The following is a 23694-nucleotide window of genomic DNA, read 5'->3' on the forward strand; positions in this document are numbered from 1 at the left end:
AAGGAGGATGACCGATGCCTGCAACAGACCTCAAGAGCCTTCTCAGGGATCCCGACCTGCTGGCGCACCACGCCTGTGTCGGCGGCGCGTGGACCGGCGCCGATGACGGCGCCACCTTCGACGTCACGAACCCCGCCACGGGCGCGGTGCTGGCCAGCGTGCCGGACCTGACCCGTGCCGAGACCGCCCGCGCCATCGAGGCGGCGCGCGTCGCGCAGAAGGGCTGGGCCGCCAAGACCGCCAAGGAGCGGGCGAACATCCTGCGCCGCTGGTTCGACCTGATGATGGCCGCGCAGGAGGATCTGGCGGTGATCCTGACCGCCGAGATGGGCAAGCCGCTCAGCGAATCCCGCGGCGAGATCGCCTATGGTGCGTCCTTCATCGAATGGTTCGCCGAAGAGGCCAAGCGCATCTATGGCGAGACGATCCCCGGCCACCAGGCGGACAAGCGGCTGACGGTGATCCGCCAGCCGATCGGCGTGACCGCGGCGATCACGCCCTGGAACTTTCCCAACGCGATGATTACCCGCAAGGCGGGGCCGGCGCTGGCGGCGGGCTGCGCCATGGTGATCAAGCCCGCGGGCGAAACGCCGCTGTCGGCGCTGGCGATGGCGGTGCTGGCCGAGCGCGCGGGGGTGCCGCCGGGGGTGCTGTCGGTCGTCACCTCGCGGCGTTCGTCGGAGATCGGGCGCGAGTTCTGCGAGAACCCCACGGTGCGCAAGCTGACCTTCACCGGCTCGACCGAAGTGGGGCGCATCCTGCTGCGGCAGGCAGCGGATCAGGTGATGAAATGTTCGATGGAACTGGGCGGCAACGCGCCCTTCATCGTGTTCGACGATGCCGACCTGGATGCCGCGGTCGAGGGCGCCATCGCGTGCAAGTTCCGCAACAACGGCCAGACCTGTGTCTGCGCCAACCGCCTCTACGTGCAGGCGGGCGTCTATGACGCCTTCGCCGCGAAGCTGTCGGCGGCGGTGGCTAAGCTGCGCGTGGGGGACGGGCTGGACGACGGCACCGATCTGGGCCCGCTGATCTCGGACGACGCGCTGGCCAAGGTCGAGGAACATATCGCGGACGCCACCGCCAAGGGGGGGCGTGTGCTGTCGGGGGGCAAGCGGCACGCCCGCGGCGGCACGTTCTACGAGCCCACCATCGTTGCGGGCGCGACCCAGGAGATGTGCTTTGCCAGCGAGGAAACCTTCGGCCCCGTCGCGCCGCTGTTCCGGTTCGAGACGGTGGACGACGTGATCGCGATGGCCAACGACACGATCTTCGGCCTCGCGTCCTATTTCTATGCCCGCGACCTGTCGCGCGTCTACAAGGTGGCCGAGGCCCTGGAATACGGGATCGTGGGGGTGAACACCGGCATCATCTCGACCGAGGTCGCGCCCTTCGGGGGCGTCAAGCAGTCGGGGCTGGGGCGCGAGGGCAGCCGCCACGGGATCGAGGACTACCTCGAGATGAAATACATCTGCATGTCGGTCTGAAGCGGACGCGGAAACAGCCGTGTCACGGCGCGGTGCCAGCGGACACCGGGCCCGGCGCGGCCTGCATCAGGTCCAGCAGTTCGCAATAGGCGCACTGCCAGGCGCTACGCATTTCCTCGGTGCAGGCCGCACCGAAGAAGTCCTGCAGCGCAAGATCGAAGGCGCGCTGGCCCAGCGCGAAATGGTCCCGGCCGACGTCGTGGCGGGCATGCACCCGGCCCAGATGGGCGGCGGTCGCGGCCAGACGCGCACGGTCGCCAAGAACGCCCACCACCATCGCCAGCGCCGCCATCAGCATCCGCTTCTGGACATTGAAATCGCGCTGGAAAAGCGCACGCGACTCGGGGGCGATCTCGAACAGCCGGTGATAGAACGCCTCGGCGAAACGACCCTTGGCCGCAAACAGCGGGCCAGAGCTTTCGACAACGATCTTTCGGGTCTGCGCGTCCATCGCTCCTCCGGGGCTGGCGATCGGGGTACTCTGCCGCAGCCCCGTTAACGCGGGGTGAACCCCGGCCGCGGCAGCGGTGCCCCGGCAGACCGCGCGGTGCGTCCCGATGACCCGAGATTTGCCTTGACCGGACGGGACCACAGCGGGGAACATCGGGGCGAGACGGGACAGCGGCCCGGCGTCTCCGGCGGCCGCACCCACGGCCGGCGCAGGTCGCACGTCATGCATCCGGTCCGGGCGCGGCACATCGGTCGGCGCGTCGGGCACGCGGTCAAGATCCCGTGTACAGCGACCGATCGGAGGACATCACCCCATGCGCAGTTTCACGATCCTTGGCCCCTCGCAGTCGGGCAAGTCGACCCTGCTGAAAGCCCTCGGCGAGCTTGACGGCCGCCCCGTCACGGCCCAGTTCACCGAGGCCCTGACGGTCAGCCAGTTCACCTATCTGGGCGAACCCTGGGCAGGCTTCGACATCGCCGGCGGCCCCGACTACCTGGGCCATGCGGGCGAGGCCCTGGCGGCATCCGACGCAGCCATCCTGTGCGTCGCGCCCGATCCCGACGCGGCGGTGCTGGCCGCGCCCTATCTGCGGCTGATCGAACAATCCGACGTGCCCTGCTTCATCTTCATCAACAAGATGGACCAGGACGAGGCACGCATCCGCGACATCGTGGGCGCGTTGCAGGGCTTTGCCAACCACCACATCGTCCTGCGACAGGCGCCGATCCGCGACGGCGCGGGCCATGTGGTGGGCGCCGTCGACCTGATCTCGGAACGCGCCTTCCAGTACCAGGAGGGCCAGCCCTCGAAGCTGATCGAGATCCCGCCCGAACTGCATGACCGCGAACAGGAGGCGCGCACCGAACTGCTGGAGCATCTGGCCGATTTCGACGATCACCTGATGGAGCAGCTGATCGAGGACCGCGAACCGCCCACCGAGGATCTCTACAAGGTCCTGGCCGAGGCCCATCGCGGCAACCGGATCATCGCGGCCTATCTGGGCGCGGCGGGGCATGGCAACGGGCTGACCCGGCTGATGAAGGCCCTGCGCCACGAGGCGCCGGGGATGGAGGCGATCGCGCTGCGGCTGGGCGTCGAGAACCCGCTTGCGGTCGGGGTGGCGTCGGACACCAGAAAGCACCTTGGCAAGTCGACGCTGATCCGGGCCCTCGGCGGCCCGGTGCAGCATGGCAGCCCGTTGTCGGGCGGCTCGATCGGCACGCTGACGGGCATCGACGGCAAGCCCGTACCCGAGCCGCTGGAGCCGGGCACGCTGGCCGTCGCGGTCAAGTCCGACCATCTGGAGCCCGGCTATGCCTATACCGCCGAGGCGGCCACGAAACTGCCCGGCTGGACCCGCGGCCGCCCGCCCGCCTATGCGCGCCTGGTGATGCCCGTCAACGACCGCGACGACGCGCGCCTTTCGGCCGCGCTGGGGCGGCTGGCCGCGTCCGATCCGGGGATGGACCTGAGCCAGGACAACGAGACCGGCCATCTAGTCGTGCGCCTGCAGGGGCCGATCCACATGCGCCGGGTGCTGGCCAAGCTGGCCGAGGATTTCGGCGTCGAGGCGGCCGAACACCCGGTCTCGGGGATCTACCGCGAGACGATCACCCGGCCGGTCGAGACCCATCACCGTCACCGCAAGCAGACCGGCGGCGCCGGTCAGTTCGCCGATGTGCATATGACCATCCGGCCCCAAGGCCGCGGCGCGGGCTTTGCCTTCGACGAGACGGTGAAGGGCGGCGCGGTGCCCCGCAACTATATCCCCGCGGTCGAGGCTGGCGCGCGCGAGGCGATGGCGCAGGGGCCGCTGGGCTTTCCGGTGGTCGATGTCGCGGTCACGCTGACCGACGGCAAGCACCACGCGGTCGACAGTTCCGACCACGCCTTCCGCACCGCGGCCAAGACCGGCGTGCGCGAGGCGCTGGCCCAGGCCGGGCCGGTTGTGCTGCAACCGATCGACCGGGTGGTGATCCACGTCCCCTCGATCCATTCGGGCTCGCTGGTGGCGCTGGCGGGCAGCCTCAAGGGGCAGGTTCTGGGCTTCGAGGCGCATGGCGATGCGCGCGGCTGGGACGTGTTCCAGGCGCTGATCCCGGCCGCCGCCAAGGAAGAGTTGTTCCAGGCCCTGGGCGGGCTGACCCACGGGACGGCATGGTTCGAGGCGCATTTCGACCATTACGAGGAATTGCACGGCAAGGATGCCGACCGCATCCGCGAGGCGCGGGCGGCGGAACTGGCCTGAGGCGGAAAGCGGTCCGCGGGGCGGCATCCCGGCCCCTTCCTGCGGAACTGGCCCGCGGGCGGCGCGGGCACGACAACGGCGCGCGAGGAACCCCGCGCGCCGTCCGTGGTCTGTCAGAAAGCCGGACGGATCAGGCCGCGGTCCCGGTCACCTCGTCGGCCACCCCGGCACGCTGTGCCTCGATGGCCTTCGGCCCCGCGGTCGCGATCTCGATCCGGCGCGGTTTCAGCGCCTCGGGCACCTCGCGCACCAGATCGACATGCAGCATGCCGTCTGCATGGGTGGCCCCGGTCACCCGCACATGGTCGGCCAGCGCAAAGCGGCGTTCAAAGGCGCGGGTCGCGATGCCCCGGTGCAAGAAGCTGCGCTCGGTCTCGTCGGGCGCCTTGCGCGCGGCGATCACCAGCGCGTTCTCCTTGACCTCGACCGACAGTTCGCCGGCAGCGAAGCCCGCAACGGCAATCGAGATGCGATAGCCATTCGCGCCGGTCTTCTCGATGTTGTAGGGTGGATAGCTTGGCTGCGTCATCTCGCTGGCAAGCAGCCGGTCCATCATGTCGGCCACCCGGTCGAATCCCACGGTGGCACGGTAAAGCGGTCCGAAATCATAATGTCGCATGTCGGTCATCCTCTTCTGAGCGATGCGTGAAGCCCTCCCCTTCAGCGGGACGGGCAGGACAGGCGGGCCCAGACGGCACCCGCGATCAGGAATCTGGGATGGGAAGAACCGCTGTCAAGACCCGCCCGGGCGGGTTCAGGGGCGCACGAACCGGGCGCCGATATCGCTGCGCCCGCCCGCCGCAGGCAGGCGCCGGGCGGTGACCGCCTCTTCGGGAAAGACGCCCCGCCCGGACCGCATTGCCGCCATCAGATCGTCCAGCGCCCGGCCCGCCTCCATCCCGTAGGCAATCGTGCGCCCGTCCTCGCGGGTGCCGCTGGACACGATCGAGACGATCCGCGCCCGGCCCGACGAGCTTTCGAACACCGGCGCGCCGGAGGACCCGAACCAGACATCGCAGGAAAACGCATAGACCCCCGGCCTGCGGTCCAGAACGGTACAGCCGGGCTGCCAGGACAGCACGTCCTGGCGCCCGGTTGCATAGGAAACGACGCTGACAGCCCCGCCCTTGGGCACCGCGCGCCCCGGCACGAAGGGGGCCGCAACGCCCGCGGGAATGGGCTCGGCCAGTTGGACCAGCGCGGCATCGGCACTCAGCCGCGCCAGCGCATCCCCCGCGCCGGGGCGGTAGTCCGCGTGGATCACGGCACGCCGCCCGGCAACCTCGGCGATGGCAGCACCCTGCCTGAACCCCGCACGAAAGGTCAACGCGCCCGGGTCGACGCGCCGGGCCTGCCGGTCGAACAGGCAATGGGCCGCGGTCAGCACCAGGTCGGGCGCCACCAGAACCCCGGTGCAGAACCCGCCATCCGCCCGGTCAAGCCGCCCGACCGCCTCCCATCCCAGCAGGTCGGCCCGCTGGCCGAGCCGCCGAAGCCCGGTATCGGCCAGTGCGGGAAACGCCGCGACCAGCAGCACGAGAAGCAGCGGCAATCGCGCCGGACCCATCGCTCAGGGACTCAGGAACTTGGCGCCGCCACCGCTGCGCGCGCTGCCCTGCCCGAACCGGTGCAGCGGCGGGGCCGTGCCGCCCATCACGCCCTCGCCCGCCGCCAGCCGGCTGCGCAGCAGGTCCAGCGACGCATCCAGCGTGGTGCCCAGCGCCACCTTGCGGCGCGAGATCTCGGCCTTGGCCGAAACCACTGAAACGATCTGCGGCACGCCGTCCTCCAGCCGGAAGACCGGCGCGCCCGAGGCGCCGAAATCCACCTCGCAGGACAGCATCAGGATGCCGGGCCGCCCGGCCAGCACATGGCAGACCTCCTGCAAGGACGGCGCCTCCTCGCGGCCCTGCGCGTAGGAGACCACACCCACCTCGTCACCCTTGCGCGGCTTGCCCGCGGTCGCAAGGGGCGCGATCCCAGGCAGCCGGATCGCCCGGTCAAGTTCCAGCAACGCAAGGTCTTTTGCCACCCGCGCCATGTCGCCGTCCGCGCCATGGCGGTAGTCGGGATGGACGATGCCGCGCCGCACCCTGCGATAGGCCTCGGCCCGGCCATTGCGCCATCCAGCCCGGAATTCCAGTGCGGCGATACCGACCGGATCGCCGCTGAACTTGTCGAACAGGCAATGCGCGGCGGTCAGCACGAGGTTCGGCGCGATCAGCGCGCCGGTGCAAAAGCCCACCCCGCCCAGATCAAGCCGTCCGACCGCCTCCCACCCCTTCGCGGCGTCACCCGTGGCCAGGCTGCGCAGCGGCATGTCCTCGGCCACGGCGAGACCCGCGAACAGGGTCAGGAACACTCCGGCCAGCGCCGGAAAAAGATGCAAGGGCCATCGCATGGCCGGGGCGTATCAGGCGGTCGCGGCAAGAATATGGCCGCGCCCGACGGTCAGCCCGCGCCCAGCGCGCGCGGCCGCGGCCCGCCGGTGGCCCAGTCCAGCAATTCCACCGTGTGGACCACCGGCACATCGGTCCCCGACCCGATCTGCATCATGCAGCCAATGTTCCCGGTCGCGATCACCTGCGGCTTCTTTGCCTCCAGCGTCCGAACCTTGCGCTCCTTGAGCTTGGCGGAAATCTCGGGCTGCAGCAGGTTGTAGGTCCCCGCCGACCCGCAGCAGAGATGGCTGTCGGCGGGTTCCACCACCTCGAAGCCCGCGCGTTTCAGCAAGTCCTTGGGCGCGGTCTTGACCTGCTGGCCGTGCTGCAGCGAACAGGCCGCGTGATAGGCGACCCTCAGGCCGCCCGCTCCTGCCGGCAGGTCAAGTTTCACCAGCAATTCGGACACATCCACCGCGCGATCCACCACGGCCTGCGCCTGGTCGGCCAGCGGATCATTGCGGAACATGTGGCCGTAATCCTTCACGGTCGTGCCGCACCCGCTGGTGTTGATGACGATGGCGTCCAGCCCCTCGCCCGCGATCTCCGCGGCCCAGGCGCGGATGTTGCGCGCGGCCATGGCGTGGCTGTCGTGTTCGCGCCCCATATGATGGGTCAGCGCCCCGCAACAGCCCATGCCCCTGGCAATCACCACCTCGCAGCCGAGACGGCGCAACAGCCGAATGGTGGCGTCGTTGATATCGGTGTCCAGCGCGCGCTGCGCGCAGCCGGTCAGCAGCGCCACCCGCATCCGGCGCGCGCCCTGCGCCGGGAACACCTGCGGCGCGTCATTGGGGCTGGGCTTCGGCAGGCTGTCAGGCACCATCGCCATCATCGCCCTGATCCGCGCATCGGGCACCAACGCCGCCACCGGACGCCCGAGTTTCGCCAACCGCATCGCCAGCCGGAACCGCGCCGGATAGGGCAAGACATGGGCCAGCACCCAGCGCAGCGCCCGGTCGGGAAAGGGGCGCTTGTAGGTCTTTTCGATATGCGCCCGGGCATGGTCGACCAGATGCATGTAATGCACGCCCGAGGGGCAGGTCGTCATGCAGGCCAGGCAGGACAGGCACCGGTCGACATGCTTGACGGTCTTCTCGTCCGCCGGCCGGTCGTTTTCCAGCATGTCCTTGATCAGGTAGATGCGGCCCCGCGGGCTGTCCAGTTCGTCGCCCAGCACCTGGTAAGTCGGGCAGGTCGCGGTGCAGAACCCGCAATGGACGCAGGACCGCAGGATCTCGTTCGCCCGCGCGATGGCGGGGTCTTGCAACTGCTCGTCGGTGAAGTTCGTCTGCATGCGCTCAGCCCATCAGCCCGGGGTTCAGGATGCCGCGCGGATCGAACTGCGCGCGCAGGCCTCGGGCCAGCGCGGCCAGCGGCGCGGGTTCGGGCTGGAACACGGTCACCTCGGCGCGCAACGCCGCAGGCCCCTTGACCAGCGTGGCGTGGCCCCCGCCCAGTTCCGGGTCGACCATCGCCTCCTGCAGGTCGCGGTGGAACCGGATCGCGCCCGAAGCCGCGTCATCCGCCCCGTAACGCGGCGCATACTCGGCCGCCTGCGCCTCGGTCATGCCAATCCAGCACAGCCCGCCCGCCCAGTCGACCAGCCGGTCGAACCGCGCCGTCCGGTCCAGATCGGCCATGAACCCCGCGCGCATCGCGCCCGGCGCCATCGACACCCGCCAGACATAGGGGTGATCGGTCAGCGCCTCGGCATCGCGGATCGCCCGCCACAGCGCCGCGTTCGCCTCGGCCCCGGTCTCGACCGTCACCTCGCCGAGATCCCGCAGCAGGTCGGTCAGCCGCCCGGTGCGATACCCGACCGAGCCGGAAAACCCCTCCAGCCGCAGATGCACCGCGCGCGCCCCGGGCACCCAGGCCGCCCCCGACACCTCGCAGGGGCTTTTCATCGCGCGGGTCATCGCGTCGAAGGCCTGGCCGCTGTCCTCGACATGCAGGGTCAGCGTCGCCGCGCTTTCGGGCGCGGGCAGCACCTTGAAGGCGACCTCGGTCAACACGCCCAGCGTGCCGCGGCTGCCGGCCATCAGCTTGACCAGGTCATAGCCGGTGACGTTCTTCATCACCCGCCCCCCGTTGCGCACCACCTGCCCCCGCCCGTCGATGAAGCGCACTCCGATCAGCGCGTCGCGGCAGGCGCCGGCCTGGATGCGCCGCGGCCCCGAAACATTCGCCGCCACCACGCCGCCGATCGTCGGGTCACCGCCGGTGCCCAGCAGCCCGCGGTGATCCATCGGCTCGAAGGCCAGCCGCTGCCCCTCGGCGGCCAGCACCCGCTCGACCTCGGCCAGCGGCGTGCCCGCCCGCACCACCAGCGTCAGCGCGCCGGGTTCGTACAGCTCGACCCCCGCCAGCCCCGCCACCGACAGCGCCACGCCCTCGACCGGTTGTCCCACCGGCCGCGTCCCGCCGCCCACAATCCGCAGCGGTTCTTCGGCACTCGCCACCGCCTCGGCCAATTCGGCCTCTGTCTCGGGTCTGATCATTCTTCTTGGTCCAAATACTCCGGGGGTGAATTGCCCGCAGGGCAAGAGGGGGCAGCGCCCCCTAGCCCGCCCGCCGCGCCGCCGTCGCCTCAAGCGGGAATACCTTGGCGGGGTTCAACAACCATTGCGGGTCGAACACGTCCTTCACCCGCAATTGCGCCTCGATATCCGCCGGGCCGAACTGCACGTCCATCAGGTCGCGCTTCTCGATCCCGACCCCGTGCTCGCCGGTGAGGCACCCCCCCACCTCGACGCAGAGCTTCAGGATATCCGCCCCGAACGCCTCGCAGCGCTCCAGGTCACCGGGCTTGTTGGCGTCGAACAGGATCAAGGGGTGCATGTTGCCGTCGCCCGCGTGGAACACGTTGGCCACGTCCAGCCCGTAAGCCTTCGACATCTCGCCGATCCGGCGCAGCACCATGGGCAGCGAGGACACGGGGATCGTGCCGTCCAGACACATGTAGTCGTTGATCTGCCCCATCGCGCCAAAGGCCGATTTCCGCCCCAGCCAGATCCGCGCGCTTTCCTCGGCTGACCGGCTCTCGCGCAGTTCCACCGGGTCGTGACGGCGGGCGATCTGGCAGATTACACCCAGTTGCTCGTCGATCTCGGCGGGGCTGCCCTCGACCTCGACGATCAGCAACGCCTCGCAATCGGGATAGCCGGCGCCGGCGAAGGCCTCGGTCGCGCGGATGCAGGGGCGGTCCATGAACTCGATCGCCACGGGCAGGACGCCCGCCTTGATGATGTCGGCGACGCAGGCGCCCGCCACCTCGCTCGATTCGAACCCCATCAGGACGGGGCGCGCGCCCTCGGGCTTCGGAAGGATACGCAAGGTCGCCTCGGTCACCACACCCAGCTGCCCCTCGGAGCCGCAGATCAGCCCCAGCCAATCATAGCCGCCCGAATCCAGATACGCACCGCCCACCTCGACCACGGTGCCGTCCATCAGAACCAGCGTCACGCCCAGCAGATTGTTGGTCGTCACCCCGTATTTCAGGCAATGCGCCCCCCCCGAATTCATCGCGATATTGCCCGCGATGGCGCAGGCCAGTTGCGATGACGGATCGGGGGCGTAGAAGAACCCTTCCTCCTCGACGGCGCCGGTGACGGAAAGATTCGTGCGCCCCGTCTGCACCCGGATCACGCGGTTGTCGTAATCGACGTCAAGAACCGCGTTCAGCCGCGCCACCCCCAGGATCACGCTGTCGGCGGTCGGCATCGCGCCGCCGGCCAGCGACGTGCCCGACCCGCGGGGCACCACCGGCACGCCTTCCTCGTGGCAGATCCGCAGCACCGCGGCCACCTCCTCGGTCGAGGATGGCAGCACCGCGGCCAGGGGCGGGCAGCGATAGACCGTCAGCGCGTCACATTCATAGGCGCGCGTTTCGGCAGGATCGTGGATCACGGCATCGTCCGGCAGCACCGCCTTGAGACGCGCGACCACGTGATCCTTCTTCGCGATGACCGCCGCGTTCGGCACGGGCATGTCCATGGGCGCTCCTCCTTGGCCGAATTGGTAAATTTTTATAACCAATATTCCACGCTGACAAGCGGTTTCCCTTGCGTCTACCCTCGCACCCATGGAGACCTTGAACCGGATCGCGCTGTTCACACCGCTCGACACCGCAGCGCTCGCGCTCTGGACCGCGGCATGGCTCGGCATCGGATGGCTGATCGAGCACCCGCCGCCTGGCCGGCCCTCGGTCTCGGTACTGATGACACGCTTCCGGCGGGACTGGATGCACGAGCTTGTGACCCGCCAGCCGCGTATCTTCGACGCCACAATCCTGTCGACGCTGCGCCAGGGCACCACCTTCTTCGCCTCGGCCTCGATGATCATCATCGGCGGCGGTCTTGCGCTGATCGGCAATACCGAGCGGCTGCTGGGGCTGGCCCAGGATCTGACGCTGGAAACCGCACCCGCCATCGTGTGGGAGCTGAAAATCCTCGTTGTCCTGCTGTTCGTCGCAAATGCGTTCCTGAAATTCGTCTGGTCGCACCGGCTGTTCGGATACTGCGCCGTCATCATGGCCGCCGTGCCGAACGACCCCGCGGACCCCGCGGCCCTGCCCCGTGCCGCCCAGGCCGCCGAGATCAACATCACCGCAGCGCGCAGCTTCAACCGCGGCATGCGTTCGCTCTATTTCTCGCTGGCGGGGCTCGCCTGGCTTCTGGGCGCGGTCCCGCTGATCGCGGCGACTGCGGTCACCATCTTCGTGCTCTGGCGCCGCGAATTCGCGTCGAACTCACGACGGGCCCTGATCGGAACCACGGGGACGTGACAGGCCACCGCGCCGCGGCGCCGCCCCGTGTCAAGAACCCGGCCCGGTGCGACACCGGCAGCTCGGCCGCTGCGTCCTTCCGGCGGGCGCTTGACCGCTTGCCACTCGACAGCCACGCGCATGCGGGCTAGCCATTCAACGGGAAACGGCAGGGCCCCGGAGGAAGGCACGGTGAACAGGCTCAGGACCATCGCACCCGCCGCGGCGCTGGCCGCCACGCTCGCGCTCGGCGCCTGTGGTCCCGGCCGCTACGGCCCGCCGCCACCCACGCCGGCCGAGGTGACGGCGCTTGCCCGGACAATCCGGGCGCTTGGCCCCGAGGTCGACCCCGGCGAGGCCGAGCGCGCCGCGCTGATCGCCCATACCCATGCCTGGCAGCTTGCGCAGGAATATCGCGTGAGCGACCCGCCGCTGGTTCATAACAGCAAGGTGAACATGGGCCTGCGCGAACGGGGCCTGTGCTTCCACTGGGCCGAGGACATGGAGGCCCGGCTCGCCGCCGAGGATTTTCGCACGCTGGAACTTCACCGCGCGATCTCGCCCGGGGCTCGGATGTTCCGGATCGATCATTCCACGGTGATCCTCGGCCGACGGGGGGAACCGCTGCAAGAGGGCGTGGTGCTCGACCCATGGCGCAAGGGGGGCGATCTCTTCTGGTCGCCGGTGGCGGACGATCCCCGGTACAAGTGGCGGCCCCGAAACGAGGTTCTGGCCGAAAAGGCCGCGCGGCTTTCCGGCACCACCTCAGCTCGGAACTCCCGTTAGAAAACCTGTCCCCGCCAGGGCGCGTGCAAGGGATCAGACGGACGCCCCCGCCTTCTTCTTGGTCGAAATACTCCGGGGGTCCGGGGGCAGCGCCCCCGGCGGGTCGCCTTGGCAAAGCCAAGGCGAAACCCTTCTTGCAGCACCCGGCTCGGTTCCCCGCAGGGCGATCGCGCAACTCCCGGTCCAGCCGCCCCTTACCGCCGCCCCTCGCGCAGCCAGGCGCCAAGGCTCAGCGCCGCCGCCAGCAGCAGGAAGGCCCAGGCCGGCGCCAGCGGCGTGATCCGCACATCAGCCGTCAGGTAGGCCCCCCGCGGGGTAATCCCGATCCAGCCCCGGCCTGCCGCCAACCGTCCCTCGCGAACCGTACGGATGTCCGGCAGCCCCGCGTGCAGCGCCAGGATGCCCCCACGTGTCGCGCCCACCGCCGGGTCAAGCCTTGCGCCGCTCGCGATCGTCTCCTCGAATTCCCGCGGCGCGGCCGGGCCCAGCGCTATGACAGTCTCCAGATCACCGTCCGACAAACGGTAAAGCCCGATCTCGGGCCCCTCCCAGGTTGCCTGGAACCGCCCCGGCGCGGTTTCCTCCAGTTCCAGTGTCTCGGTCTCGCCGTCGGGGCGGGTGATCTCGACGCTGCGTCCCTGCTCGGACAGCGACCGGCGGGTGATCGTCATGGTCTGGCCTTCGGCCTGGGCGCTCAGCGCCTCTTCCTCCAGCTCGGGCTCCTTCATCATCCAATGGGCCAGCCGGCGCAGCAGTTCCAGTTGCGGCCCGCCGCCCTCGAAGCCGCGGTTCCACAACCAGGCATGGTCGGACGCCATCAGCGCCACGCGCCCCTCGCCCACCCGGTCAAGCACCAGAAGCGGCCTCTCGCCGACCCCGCTCATCACCACCTGGCCGCTTGCGGCCTCAAGGTCGATCAGCCGGAACCAGCGGCCCCATTCGCCCTCATGCTCGGCCGTCAGCCCCTGGGTGACCGGGTGGCGCTGGCCCAGGTCGGTGACGGCGGGCAGATAGCCTTCCTCGATCACCCGTGCGGTGGGCGCAGCGGGCAGGATGTCCGCCAGGGGCGAGCGGTAGATCGAGTCGGCGCTGGCGAAATCGGGCCCCGCCGCGATCAGCACCGCGCCACCCTTCTCGACATACTCGCGCACATTGTCGAAATACAGCATCGGCAGGATGCCGCGGCGCTTGTAGCGGTCGAAGATGATCAGGTCGAACTCGTCGATCTTGTCGATGAACAACTCTCGCGTGGGAAACGCGATCAGCGACAGCTCGGTCACCGGCACACCGTCATGCTTGTCCGGCGGGCGCAGGATGGTGAAGTGGACAAGGTCCACCGCGCTGTCGGATTTCAGCAGGTTGCGCCAGGTGCGTTCCCCCGGATGCGGCTCGCCCGAGACCAGCAGCACCCGCAGCCGGTCGCGCACGCCGTTGATCTGAACCACCGCGGCATTGTTGCGGTCGGTCAGTTCGCCCTCTTCGGTCGCCACCGAGAACTGGATCACGTTGCGCCCCGCGTGATCCAGGATCACCGGGACCTCGAGATCCTCGTTCAACGGCACGGTATAGCTCTGCGGTTCGCCGCCGTCGATGGCGACGGTCACGCGCGTCGACGCGCCCATCGCCTCGGGTACCGCACCCTGGTCCTCGATCCGCAGCGTCAGCCGGATCTCCTCGCCCAGGATGGCAAAGGCGGGCGCGTTGCGGACCACCAGCCGCCGGTCCCAGTCGTCCTCTTGCCCGGTCAGCAGCGCATGCAGCGGCGCGGGCAAGGCGGGCGCGCGATCGAGGTCGTGCAACTGGCCGTCTGTCAGCAGGATCGCGCCCGCCAGCCGCGCGCGGGGCACCTCGGCCAGCGCCTCGGCCAGCGCCGTCATCAGCAGCGTGCCTTCGTTGCCCGCGCCATCGCCCAGCCGGACGATCCGAAGCTCGGTGTTGTCGAGCGTGGCCACCTCGGCCTCGATCCGGGCGATGGCCTCGGCGATCTGCGCGGGCCGATCCGACAGCCGCTGGCTGGCACTTTCGTCGACCACCAGCACGACGATATCCGACAGCGGGTTGCGCTGTTCGGTCTGCAGCGACGGGTTGGCGATGGCTCCCAGGATCGCCGCGGCCGCAAGACCTCGCAGCCACCAGCCGGACAGCCCCCGCCAGAGCGCAAGACCGGTAAAGGCCACGGCAGCGGCCACCAGCACCCAAAGCACCGCCCAGGGCAACAGCGGGGCAAAGATCACCTCGCCCGTCATTGGCCCAGCCTGTCCAGCAGCGCAGGCACGTGGACCTGGTCGGATTTGTAGTTGCCGGTCAGCACATGCATCACCAGATTGATCCCGAAGCGGAAGGCGATTTCCCTCTGCCGCTCGCCCGCATAGCCGCGGCCCACGGGGAAAAGCGCACCGCCCTGTGCATCCACCGCCCAGGCCGCCGCCCAGTCATTGCCGCCGATCACCACCGGCGTCACGCCGTCATTCAGATCGCGGAACGGCATCCCCTCGGCCTGCTCGGCGTCGGGGGGCGCGGCCTCGACCCAGACATCGCGGCTGGCGTGGCGGCCTGGGAAATCCTGTAATAGGTAAAATGTGCGCGTCAGCACGTGGTCGCCCGGCACCGGTTCCAGCGGCGGCACGTCGAGCGGGCGGGCGAGTTGCTGCAGCCGCCGCCCCTCGGGCGAGCCGCCGCCAAAGCGGGCCACATCCGCGTCGCGGGTGTCGAACAGGATCATGCCGCCGGTGCGCAGGTATCGGTTGAGCCGGGCATAGGCCTCCGGCGACGGCAGGGGCTGGTTTCCCGTCACCGGCCAGTAGAGGAAGGGAAAGAACGACAGCTCGTCGGTTTCCAGGTTCACCGCAATCGGCTCGGCCGGTTCGATCGAGGTGCGCTGGTTCAGCTTGTCCGACAACCCGCGCAGCCCCGCGCGCGCCACATCGTCCACCCGCGCGTCGCCCGTCATCACATGGGCCAGCACCACCTCGGACGTGGCCTTCAGCGCCAGCGCGTCGTCGGACAGTCCCTGCGCATGAGAATCCACCGGCAGCATCAGTGCCAGCACCACGGCAGCCGCCGCCCCCGACCGCTGCCCCCTGAGCCGCCCGGACAGCCAGAGCGAGGCGAGGATGTCGGCCGCCAGCAGCGCGAGCGCCGCCGCCAGCAGCCAGCCCTTGAGCAGCGTCTCGCGCGCCACGGCCAGCCCCTCGACCGGGATGCGGGCAGGCCAGGCGGTGGCGGCGATCGCGGTCTCGGGGCCGATCACGTTCAGCGCCAGCCGCCGGTCCTCGCCCGCGTAAAGCCCGGGCGGCAGGTCGGGGCCGGGGCGGGCGTCGGCCAGGGTCTCGCCCGGCACGCCCGGCAGGGTGCCCGCGTCGCCCACCTCGCCGAAGGCATCCAGAACGGTCTCCGCGACCCATGTGGTCCCGGCCAGTTCGGCCGCCTCGGGCCGCGCGGGCCGGGTCGAGACGGCGAGCCGTTCCAGCATCTGCACGAACAGCCCCGACAGCGGCAGCGTGGACCATTCCGCGTTCGCGGTGACGTGGAACAGCACCACCTGCCCCTCGCCCAGATTCTTGCGGGTCACCAGCGGCGTGCCGTCGGTCAGCGCCGCTATGGCGCGTTCGGCAAGCTGCGGGTCGGGCTGGGCCATGACCTGCGCGTTCACCCGCACGTCGGGCGGCACCTCGAGCCCGAAGAAGGGCGAGGTTTCGGCGAAGGGGCGCAGCTCCTTCGGCTCGCCCCAGCTCATCGCGCCGCCCACGGTGCGGCCACCCGCTCGCAGGCGCACCGGCATCAGCGGGTCTTCGGCGTCGCGGCTGACATCCGAGGCGGCCAGCCGCGGCCCGGCGAAACGGACCAGCAGGCCGCCCTCCTCGACCCAAGCCTGCAGCGCCCCGGCCTCGGCGCTCGACAGCGTGGCGACATCGGCCAGAACGATCACGTCGGGACTGGCGAGGATGATGTCGCTGAGCGTGCCGTCGATCAGGTCGGCGGTCGGCTCCAGCGCCTTCTGCAGGTAGAAGAGCGGCGACAGCAGTTGAAGCCCCTCACGGTCGTCGCGCCCGGCAATCAGCGCCACCTCGCGGCGTTTCAGGCTGTCATCGGTAAGGGTAACGGCCCCGGCTGACCGCACGCCCTCGACGCCGAACCGGCTGATCCGGTTGCGCAACTCGGGCGGCAAGACAAGTTCGGTCTCGACCTCGGCCGCGCCCGGCTCGAAGGTCGCGGGCACCCGGGCCAACACGCGCTCGACCCCCGCGGGGTCGCGGCCCGTGGCGGTCAGCGTGACTTCGGAGGCCTCGGCGGCGCGGGCGCGCAGCGCCGTCAGCCGGATCGCGCCGTCCTCGAAGGCGGCGGGGCGCAGCGCCAGCACGGGGCGCGGGCTTTCGAACACGCGCACCTCGCCCGAGGCCATGAGCGTGGACAGCAGGTCGTGCCGCCCCGCGTAGTCCAGCCCGCCCGACATCCAGAACGTGTCGAAGCCGCCCTCCAGCCCCTCGGCCCAGTGGCCCAGCGCCTGCGGATCGGGCAGCCAGGGCGCAGGCTTGAACCCGGCCAGCCGACTGGCCCAGGCCTCGGCCGCCTGGAAGGGCAGCCCCGCCTCGGGCAGGTCGGTGGCCTGCACCACCGCCACGGGCCGCCCGTCGCGCCCGGCCTCGTCCAGCAGGGCGGCAACCCGGTCCATCCGGCGCGGCCAGTCGCGGGCATCGGCCCATGTTGCGTCGATGAAGACCAGAAGCGGCCCGGTCCCGGGCTGACGGTCCTGCGGGTTCAGCACCGGCCCCGCAAAGCCCACGATCAGCGCCGCCACCGCCAGCATCCGCAGCAAGAGCAGCCACCAGGGCGTCTTGTCGGTCTGGGTCTCGTCATCGGTCAGCCCCAGCAGCAAGGCCACGCCCGGGAACCGCCGCCGGATCGGCGCGGGCGGCACGGCGCGCAGGATCAGCCACAGCGCCGGCAACGCCAGCAGCGCCCAGAGCAGCGCGGGGGCGGCAAAGCCCAGGCTGCCGATGGTCCACATCAGTGAACGCGCTCCAGCGCGCGATAAAGCCACAACAGCGACGCCTGCGCCGGCTCGCCCGTGTGATGGGTGGAATAGTGCCAGCCGGTCGCGCGGGCCAGATCGGCCAGCCGCGCCTTGCGTGCCGCAAGCCGGTCGAGATAGCGGCCCCTGAGGTCGCCCGCCTTCAGCGTCTCGTGGCGCAGGCTGCCGCCCATGCTTTCGAAGATCGTCCGCCCGTCGAAGGGAAACGCTTCCTCGGTGGGATCGAGGATTTGCAGCATCGCGCCCTTGACGCCTCGATCCGCGGCTTCGGTCAGCGTCTTCTCCACCGGGCCGGGATCGCCCAGGAAATCCGAAAACAGCACCACCCGGGAATGGGGCGCCATGCCGCGCGCGTCCGGGGCGCCGTAATCGGCGGCGCCCCCGGCCCCGGCAAGCGTCTCGGCGATGCGCAGCAACTGCAACGGGCCCCGGCGCGGCGGCAGGCCGGTGCCCGCCAGCCCCACCCGCTCGCCACCGCGGGTCAGCAGCACGGCGATCGCCATCGCCAGAACCCGCGCGCGCGCGGCCTTGGAGGGATGGGTCCTTGTGCCCGAGAAATCCATCGAGGCGGAATCGTCGACCCAGAGCAGGACGCTCTGCGCCGCCTGCCATTCCTTTTCGCGCACGAAATGCGCGTCCGTCCGGCCCGACCGGCGCCAGTCGACCATCCGGGCAGTATCGCCCGCATGGGCAGGGCGATATTGCCAGAACTCGTCACCCGCCCCTGCGCGCCGCCGCCCGTGTTCGCCCAGCAGCACCGCCTGCGCCAGATGCTCGGCATCCGCCAGCAGCGGCGGCAGCGCCTCGGCAAGGCCCTCGGCGCGGGCGCGGAGGGTGGCGGGATCGCTCACGCCGCGGCCTCGACGCGCACGACCTCGCGCGCCACGGTCTCGATCACGTCGGCGAGGCTCTGGCCCCGGGCACGTGCGGCAAAGCTCAGCGCCATGCGGTGGGTCAGCACGGGCGCCGCCATCTTGAGAACGTCGTCGGCGGACGGCACAAGCCGCCCTTCCAGCAGGGCCTGCGCCCGCACCGTCAGCATCAGCGCCTGCGCCGCCCGCGGTCCCGGGCCCCAGGCCACGGTCTCGCGCACGATCGGCGGCGACTCGGGCTCGCTCGGGCGGCAGGCACGCACGAGATCCAGGATCAGTTCGACAACCGCCTCGCCCACCGGCATCCGCCGCACCAGCCTTTGCGCGGCGATCAACTGATCGGCGGTAAATACCGCATGCGCCGCTTCCTCCTCGATGCCGGTGGTGGCGATCAGGATGTCGTGCTCTGTCCTGCGGTCGGGATAGGGCACGTCGATCTGCACCAGGAACCGGTCAAGCTGCGCCTCGGGCAGGGGATAGGTGCCCTCCTGCTCGATCGGGTTCTGCGTCGCCAGCACGTGGAACGGCGGCTTCAATGGATGCGCCGCGCCTGCGATGGTGACCGATTTCTCCTGCATCGCCTGCAACAGCGCCGACTGGGTCCGGGGCGAGGCGCGGTTGATCTCGTCGGCCATCAAGAGCTGGCAGAAGATCGGCCCCTCGATGAAGCGGAAGGCGCGGCTGCCGTCGCCGCCGGTTTCCAGCACCTCGGACCCCAGGATATCGGCCGGCATCAGGTCGGGGGTGAACTGGATGCGCGCGCCATGCAGCCCCATGACCGTCGACAGCGTGTCCACCAACCGCGTCTTGCCCAGGCCCGGCAGGCCGATCAGCAGCCCGTGACCACCGCAAAGCAATGCCGAAAGGGTCAGGTCCACGACCCGTTCCTGCCCGATGAACCGCTTGGTGATGCTGCGTTTGGCCTCGGCCAGGCGGACACCCAGCGCCTCGATCTCGGCCACCAGCTGGGCCTCTTCGGACATGACATCTCTCCCTTGGGTCTTATATGGGCTAGTATCGTCACATATCGCACGCGCCACAAATGGCAAAAACCGAAGCGGCACAAATGATCGTGAAACCCGATGCCGACAGGCTGGCCGAAACCGCCCGCGCCGCGGCCGCCGGGGGGAGACTACCTCCGGTTGATTCGTGGAACCCGCCCTTCTGCGGCGATCTCGACATGCGGATCGCGCGGGACGGGACGTGGTTCTACCTTGGCACCCCGATCGGCCGGGCACCTCTGGTGCGGCTGTTCTCGACCATCCTCAAGCGCGAGGGCGCGCGGTATTTCCTGGTCACCCCGGTCGAGAAGGTCGGGATCACGGTCGAGGACGTGCCCTTCGTCGCCGTCGATTTCGAGCGGGCGGGCACCGGCGCGGACCAGATCCTGACCTTCACCACCAATGTCGGCGACCGGGTGGCGGCGGGGCCCGATCACCCGATCCGGGTCGAGCGCGACCCCGAGACCGGCGAGCCCGCGCCTTACGTCCTCGTGCGGCGCAATCTGGAGGCGCGGATCGACCGCAAGAGCTTTTACCGTCTGGTCGAGATCGGCACGCGTGCGACGCACGACGGGGCGGAGTGGTTCGGCCTGTGGTCGGGCGGGGCGTTCTTCCCCGTCATTCCCTCGGCGGAACTGCCCTGAACCCGGCGGCCGGGCCCACGATCCTTCGAAGGGGGCCGTCAGGATCTTTCGAAAGCTCCTGGCGCAGCCCCGTTGTCAGTGCGCCTCGGCCCAGTTTTGCCCGGTTCCGGCATCCACAACCAGCGGCACGTCCAACTTCACCGCGGGCATCGCCGCGCCCTCCATCACCTCGCGCACCGCGTCGATGACCCCGGTTTCGGCCCCCTTGTCGACCTCGAAGACCAATTCGTCATGGACCTGCAACAGCATCTTTGCGGGCAGCCCCTTCAACACCCCGGGCATGCGGATCATCGCGCGGCGGATGATGTCGGCGGCCGTTCCCTGGATCGGCGCGTTGATCGCGGCCCGTTGGGCGAATCCGGCCTGCGGGCCCTTGGCGCCGATCTCGGGCGTGTGGATCTTCCGCCCGAACAGCGTCTGGACAAAGCCGTTGGCCTTGGCGAAGGCAACCGTCTCGGTCATGTAGTCCTTGATGCCCGGAAATCTCTCGAAATAGCGGTCGATGAAGCCCTGCGCCTCGCCCCGCGGTATCCGCAGGTTCCGCGCGAGGCCAAAGCCGGAAATGCCGTAGATCACCCCGAAATTGATCGCCTTGGCCTGCCGCCGGATCTCGGGCGTCATCTGGTCCATCGGAACGTCGAACATTTCCGACGCGGTCATGGCGTGGATGTCCTGGCCCTCGCGGAAGGCCTGCTTCAGCGCGTCGATCCCCGCGACATGGGCAAGGATGCGCAGCTCGATCTGGGAATAGTCGAGGCTGACCAGCACCTTGCCCTCGTCCGCGACAAAGGCCGCGCGGATGCGGCGGCCTTCCTCGGTGCGCACGGGGATGTTCTGCAGGTTCGGATCGGTCGAGGCCAGCCGCCCGGTCACCGCGCCGGTGATGACATAGGACGTATGGACCCGCCCGGTTTCGGGATTGATATGGTCCTGAAGGGCATCGGTATAGGTTGATTTCAGCTTGGAAAGCTGGCGCCAGTCCAGCACGCGGGCCGGCAGGTCGTGACCCTCGGCGGCGAGATCTTCCAGCACGTCGGCGCCGGTGGCATAGGCGCCGGTCTTGCCCTTCTTGCCGCCCGGCAGGCTCATCTTGTCGAACAGGATTTCGCCCAGTTGTTTCGGCGAACCGACATTGAACGTCTCGCCCGCAAGGTCGTGAATTTCCGCTTCCAGCGCCGCCATCTTCTGGGCGAAGGCGTTGGACATCCGGCTGAGGGTATCTCGGTCGACCCTGATGCCCGTCATCTCCATCTCGGCCAGCACGGGCACCAGTGGTCGTTCCAGCGTCTCGTAGACGGTCGTGACGCGCGCCCGGTGCAACTGCGGCTTGAAAAGCTGCGCGAGCCGCAGGGTGATGTCGGCATCCTCGGCCGCGTATTTCACCGCCTCGTCGATCGGCACCCGGTCAAAGGTGATCTGCGCCTTGCCCGACCCCAGCAGCGACTTGATCGGGATCGGCTGGTGTTCGAGATAACGCTCGGAGAGCGCATCCATCCCGTGCCCGTGCAGGCCCGCATTCATCGCGTAGGACATCAGCATCGTGTCGTCGATGGGCGCCACATGCACCCCGTAGCGGGCGAGAACCTTGGCGTCGTATTTCATGTTCTGGCCGATCTTGATCACGGCCGGGTCTTGCAGCACGGGTTTCAGCAGCGCCAGTGCCTCGTCCAGCGGCATCTGTCCCTCGGCCAGCACATCCGCGCCGAAAAGGTCGCCCTCGCCGATCTTGTGGCCCAGCGGGATGTAACAGGCCCGCCCCGGCTCGACCGCCAGCGAGATGCCCACCAGGTCGCACCGCATCTCGTCCAGCCCCGTGGTCTCGGTATCGACCGCCATCAGCCCCCGCGCGGTCGCGGCGTCGATCCATCGCTGCAACGCGGCCGCGTCGCGGATGCACTCGTAGTCCTCGGGCCTGAACGGGATCGTTGCGGACTGGTCGGCCGCCTCGGACGGGGCCGCGCCCGCAGGGTTGGTGTCCGCGATCACCGGGGGCTCGACCCCCAGCCCCTCGGCGATCCGCTTGGTCAGCGTGCGGAACTCCATCCTCGTCAGAAAGTCCATCAGCGCGGCGGGGTCGGGTTCGCGCACCTCCAGATCGTCCAGCGTGATATCCAGCGGCGTCGCGGAATCCAGCGTCACCAGCCGTTTCGACAGCTCGATCTGCGTGCGATGCTCGACCAGCGTCTGGCGCCGCTTGGGCTGGGGGATTTCGTCGGCCCGGTCCAGCAGCGTTTCCAGATCGCCGAACTCCTGGATCAGCAGCGCGGCGGTCTTGATCCCGATCCCCGGCGCGCCGGGGATGTTGTCCACGGAATCGCCCGCCAGTGCCTGCACATCCACGACACGATCTGGCCCGACGCCGAACTTCTCCTCGACCTCCTCGACCCCGATGCGCTTGCCCTTCATCGCGTCCAGCATCTCGACGCCATTGCCCACAAGCTGCATCAGATCCTTGTCGGAACTGATGATCGTCACCCGCCCCCCGGCCTCGACCGCCTGCCGGGTCAGGGTGGCGATGATGTCGTCGGCCTCGAACCCTTCCTGTTCCAGACACGCGATGTTGAAGGCGCGCGTCGCCTCGCGGGTCAGCGGGATCTGCGGGCGCAGATCCTCGGGCATGGCGTCGCGGTTGGCCTTGTAAAGGTCGTACAGGTCGTTGCGGAACGTGTGGCTGCCCTTGTCGAAGACCACCGCCACATGGGTCGGCGCATCCGGCCCCGCGTTGTCCTGCACGTATTTGTGGATCATGTTGCAGAAGCCCGACACCGCGCCGATCGGCAGCCCGTCGGATTTCCGCGTGAGCGGCGGCAGCGCGTGGAATGCCCGGAAGATGAAGGCCGAGCCGTCGATCAGATGCAGATGGCAACCCTTGCCGAATGTCCCGCCCATGGTCGTCTCGCCCCCTTCGCCGTGCAGCCCGGTCTTGCCACGAAGCCGCGCGTTTCGCCAGCCGTTTGGGTCAGGCGCAGGGGGCGGTCGCGGCCTCGGCCGCTTCCAGCGCGATCAGCCGGTCAAGATCGCCCGCCTCGATCCGGCCCAGCACCGCGGTGCGCCCGACCACCAGCGCGGGCGTGCCCGGAAAGCCGAACAGGCCGGCCAGACCGAGGCTGACCGCCAGTTGCCGGTCGACCCGCGGCGCGGCCATGTCGGCCACCAGGCGCGCGCCGTCGATCCCGATGTCTTCGGCCAGCCGGACAAGCGCGGCCTGCGTCGGCACCAGCCGCGTTGCCGCCAGCCGCGCGTGAATTGCAGGCCCCGCCCCCTGAAACCCCGCCGCAAGGGCTGCGCGTGCCGCCAGAACCGAGCTTTCGCCGAGCAGGGGCAATTCGTGCCAGGCCAGGCGGATCGAGGCCGCCGCGCCCGAGGAACGCTCGTGCACAAGCGGCGTCAGAACCCGGCAATACGAGCAGCGGACGTCCGAGAAATAGGCCACCGGCACCGCCCCCGTCCCGATTGCCCCCCCGAAAAGATGCGCGCAAAGATCGGCCCGCAGTTCCCCGGGCGCGGCGCGCGGCGGGGCCGGGGCGCCCGCATCAAGCCCGATCAGCACCGGCGACCCGGCCGAAACAGCCCCCTGGCCAATCCTGCGAAACCCCGGAAGGCCGGGAATCTCGGAAAAATCGAACGCCGCCGGGAACACCCGCCGCCACAGATTCGGCCCCGAGGCCAGCGCCCCATAGGCCAGCGCGATCCCGCCCAGCCAAAGCAGGTTGCGCCGCATCCGCCCCCGATCCGGCGGCGCGCTCACGTCACCTTGTCGGCGGCGCTTTCATGGATAAACCGCTTGTCGCAATAGCCGCAATCCACATAGCCCACGTCGCGCGGGATCTGCAGCCAGACCCGCGGATGGCCCAGCGCGGGGCCGGACCCGTCGCAGGCCACGCGCCACTGGCTGACGATCTCGGTTTCGGGGGCGTCGATCGCCTTGGGGTCCTCGGGGGCTTCTGGCGTCATGGCATGGGCT

Annotated in this window: 19 protein-coding genes; 5 read left to right on the plus strand and 14 right to left on the minus strand. The window is 69.6% G+C overall.

Annotation, left to right across the window (positions count from 1 at the left end; genetic code table 11):
* The first annotated feature begins 14 nt into the window (after positions 1-14).
* The gene (locus tag EV655_RS01820; protein WP_132540884.1) at positions 15-1487 is read left to right on the plus strand and encodes an NAD-dependent succinate-semialdehyde dehydrogenase; all 1473 of its coding nucleotides are present in this window, start codon (positions 15-17) and stop codon (positions 1485-1487) included.
* Positions 1488-1509: 22 nt separating this feature from the next.
* Here the strand turns inward: EV655_RS01820 and EV655_RS18535 are convergent, their stop codons facing one another.
* Positions 1510-1938, minus strand: a complete 429-nt coding sequence (locus EV655_RS18535; RefSeq protein WP_165905234.1) for a globin domain-containing protein — start codon at positions 1936-1938, stop codon at positions 1510-1512.
* 313 nt (positions 1939-2251) lie between these two features.
* Between EV655_RS18535 and EV655_RS01830 the strand changes: the two genes are divergently transcribed.
* On the plus strand, positions 2252-4186 hold the full coding sequence (locus tag EV655_RS01830) for an elongation factor G (RefSeq protein WP_132540890.1): 1935 nt from the start codon (positions 2252-2254) through the stop codon (positions 4184-4186).
* Between the two features lie 130 nt (positions 4187-4316).
* Here EV655_RS01830 and EV655_RS01835 read toward each other — a convergent pair whose 3' ends face one another.
* From EV655_RS01835 to EV655_RS01860, 6 genes are all read right to left on the minus strand, one after another.
* Complete coding sequence (locus EV655_RS01835) at positions 4317-4805, minus strand: Hsp20 family protein (RefSeq protein ID WP_132540893.1); 489 nt, start codon at positions 4803-4805, stop codon at positions 4317-4319.
* 135 nt (positions 4806-4940) lie between these two features.
* Positions 4941-5738: a trypsin-like serine peptidase gene (locus tag EV655_RS01840; protein ID WP_165905235.1), complete on the minus strand. Its 798-nt coding sequence runs from the start codon at positions 5736-5738 to the stop codon at positions 4941-4943.
* An 18-nt stretch (positions 5739-5756) separates the two neighbouring features.
* Positions 5757-6587: a trypsin-like serine peptidase gene (locus tag EV655_RS01845; protein ID WP_207901917.1), complete on the minus strand. Its 831-nt coding sequence runs from the start codon at positions 6585-6587 to the stop codon at positions 5757-5759.
* A 50-nt stretch (positions 6588-6637) separates the two neighbouring features.
* Positions 6638-7924 (minus strand): glycolate oxidase subunit GlcF, encoded by a 1287-nt coding sequence (glcF, locus tag EV655_RS01850; protein ID WP_132540899.1) that lies wholly within the window; start codon positions 7922-7924, stop codon positions 6638-6640.
* A 4-nt stretch (positions 7925-7928) separates the two neighbouring features.
* Complete coding sequence (locus EV655_RS01855) at positions 7929-9131, minus strand: FAD-binding protein (RefSeq protein ID WP_424511291.1); 1203 nt, start codon at positions 9129-9131, stop codon at positions 7929-7931.
* 61 nt (positions 9132-9192) lie between these two features.
* On the minus strand, positions 9193-10626 hold the full coding sequence (locus EV655_RS01860) for an FAD-linked oxidase C-terminal domain-containing protein (RefSeq protein ID WP_132540902.1): 1434 nt from the start codon (positions 10624-10626) through the stop codon (positions 9193-9195).
* 88 nt (positions 10627-10714) lie between these two features.
* On the opposite strand from EV655_RS01860, the gene EV655_RS01865 reads away from it, so the two are divergent.
* Together EV655_RS01865 and EV655_RS01870 are read left to right on the plus strand one after the other, a co-directional pair.
* Positions 10715-11416, plus strand: coding sequence for a DUF599 domain-containing protein (locus tag EV655_RS01865; protein WP_132540905.1), 702 nt, complete (start codon positions 10715-10717; stop codon positions 11414-11416).
* A 171-nt stretch (positions 11417-11587) separates the two neighbouring features.
* Complete coding sequence (locus EV655_RS01870; protein ID WP_243644954.1) at positions 11588-12181, plus strand: hypothetical protein; 594 nt, start codon at positions 11588-11590, stop codon at positions 12179-12181.
* A 194-nt stretch (positions 12182-12375) separates the two neighbouring features.
* On the opposite strand, the gene EV655_RS01875 is transcribed toward EV655_RS01870, so the two are convergent.
* The 4 genes from EV655_RS01875 to EV655_RS01890 are packed head-to-tail and all read right to left on the minus strand — an operon-like array spanning position 12376 to position 19068.
* Positions 12376-14427, minus strand: a complete 2052-nt coding sequence (locus tag EV655_RS01875) for a glutamine amidotransferase (RefSeq protein WP_132540908.1) — start codon at positions 14425-14427, stop codon at positions 12376-12378.
* A complete protein-coding gene (locus tag EV655_RS01880; RefSeq protein ID WP_132540911.1) occupies positions 14424-17189 on the minus strand; it encodes a DUF4159 domain-containing protein in 2766 nt (921 codons plus the stop codon). Before EV655_RS01880 ends, EV655_RS01875 begins: the two co-directional genes overlap by 4 nt.
* Positions 17189-18064: a DUF58 domain-containing protein gene (locus tag EV655_RS01885; RefSeq protein WP_132540914.1), complete on the minus strand. Its 876-nt coding sequence runs from the start codon at positions 18062-18064 to the stop codon at positions 17189-17191. The genes EV655_RS01880 and EV655_RS01885 overlap by 1 nt, the downstream gene beginning before the upstream one ends.
* Entirely contained in the window at positions 18061-19068 is a 1008-nt protein-coding gene (locus tag EV655_RS01890; protein WP_132540917.1) for an AAA family ATPase, read from the minus strand. Before EV655_RS01890 ends, EV655_RS01885 begins: the two co-directional genes overlap by 4 nt.
* Before the next feature lie 59 nt (positions 19069-19127).
* Between EV655_RS01890 and EV655_RS01895 the strand changes: the two genes are divergently transcribed.
* Positions 19128-19730: a DUF1285 domain-containing protein gene (locus EV655_RS01895; RefSeq protein WP_132540920.1), complete on the plus strand. Its 603-nt coding sequence runs from the start codon at positions 19128-19130 to the stop codon at positions 19728-19730.
* A gap of 75 nt (positions 19731-19805) precedes the next feature.
* Here the strand turns inward: EV655_RS01895 and polA are convergent, their stop codons facing one another.
* The 3 genes from polA to EV655_RS01910 all read right to left on the minus strand — a co-directional run bounded on the left by polA (position 19806) and on the right by EV655_RS01910 (position 23684).
* Positions 19806-22619, minus strand: coding sequence for a DNA polymerase I (gene polA, locus EV655_RS01900; RefSeq protein WP_132540923.1), 2814 nt, complete (start codon positions 22617-22619; stop codon positions 19806-19808).
* Between the two features lie 70 nt (positions 22620-22689).
* Entirely contained in the window at positions 22690-23478 is a 789-nt protein-coding gene (locus EV655_RS01905) for a DsbA family protein (protein ID WP_132540926.1), read from the minus strand.
* Complete coding sequence (locus EV655_RS01910) at positions 23475-23684, minus strand: zinc-finger domain-containing protein (RefSeq protein WP_132540929.1); 210 nt, start codon at positions 23682-23684, stop codon at positions 23475-23477. The genes EV655_RS01905 and EV655_RS01910 overlap by 4 nt, the downstream gene beginning before the upstream one ends.
* Positions 23685-23694: the final 10 nt, after the last annotated feature.

The sequence above is a fragment of the Rhodovulum euryhalinum genome (genome assembly GCF_004342445.1).
Lineage (GTDB): Bacteria > Pseudomonadota > Alphaproteobacteria > Rhodobacterales > Rhodobacteraceae > Rhodovulum > Rhodovulum euryhalinum.

What these genes read in the sequence shown, in the direction of transcription:
- EV655_RS01820 (WP_132540884.1), top strand. Translation starts at nt 15, where the DNA reads ATGCCTGCAACAGACCTCAAGAGCCTTCTCAGGGATCCCGACCTGCTG.
- EV655_RS18535 (WP_165905234.1), bottom strand. Translation starts at nt 1,938, where the DNA reads ATGGACGCGCAGACCCGAAAGATCGTTGTCGAAAGCTCTGGCCCGCTG.
- EV655_RS01830 (WP_132540890.1), top strand. Translation starts at nt 2,252, where the DNA reads ATGCGCAGTTTCACGATCCTTGGCCCCTCGCAGTCGGGCAAGTCGACC.
- EV655_RS01835 (WP_132540893.1), bottom strand. Translation starts at nt 4,805, where the DNA reads ATGCGACATTATGATTTCGGACCGCTTTACCGTGCCACCGTGGGATTC.
- EV655_RS01845 (WP_207901917.1), bottom strand. Translation starts at nt 6,587, where the DNA reads ATGCGATGGCCCTTGCATCTTTTTCCGGCGCTGGCCGGAGTGTTCCTG.
- glcF (WP_132540899.1), bottom strand. Translation starts at nt 7,924, where the DNA reads ATGCAGACGAACTTCACCGACGAGCAGTTGCAAGACCCCGCCATCGCG.
- EV655_RS01855 (WP_424511291.1), bottom strand. Translation starts at nt 9,131, where the DNA reads ATGATCAGACCCGAGACAGAGGCCGAATTGGCCGAGGCGGTGGCGAGT.
- EV655_RS01860 (WP_132540902.1), bottom strand. Translation starts at nt 10,626, where the DNA reads ATGGACATGCCCGTGCCGAACGCGGCGGTCATCGCGAAGAAGGATCAC.
- EV655_RS01865 (WP_132540905.1), top strand. Translation starts at nt 10,715, where the DNA reads ATGGAGACCTTGAACCGGATCGCGCTGTTCACACCGCTCGACACCGCA.
- EV655_RS01875 (WP_132540908.1), bottom strand. Translation starts at nt 14,427, where the DNA reads ATGACGGGCGAGGTGATCTTTGCCCCGCTGTTGCCCTGGGCGGTGCTT.
- EV655_RS01880 (WP_132540911.1), bottom strand. Translation starts at nt 17,189, where the DNA reads ATGTGGACCATCGGCAGCCTGGGCTTTGCCGCCCCCGCGCTGCTCTGG.
- EV655_RS01890 (WP_132540917.1), bottom strand. Translation starts at nt 19,068, where the DNA reads ATGTCCGAAGAGGCCCAGCTGGTGGCCGAGATCGAGGCGCTGGGTGTC.
- EV655_RS01895 (WP_132540920.1), top strand. Translation starts at nt 19,128, where the DNA reads ATGGCAAAAACCGAAGCGGCACAAATGATCGTGAAACCCGATGCCGAC.
- polA (WP_132540923.1), bottom strand. Translation starts at nt 22,619, where the DNA reads ATGGGCGGGACATTCGGCAAGGGTTGCCATCTGCATCTGATCGACGGC.
- EV655_RS01910 (WP_132540929.1), bottom strand. Translation starts at nt 23,684, where the DNA reads ATGACGCCAGAAGCCCCCGAGGACCCCAAGGCGATCGACGCCCCCGAA.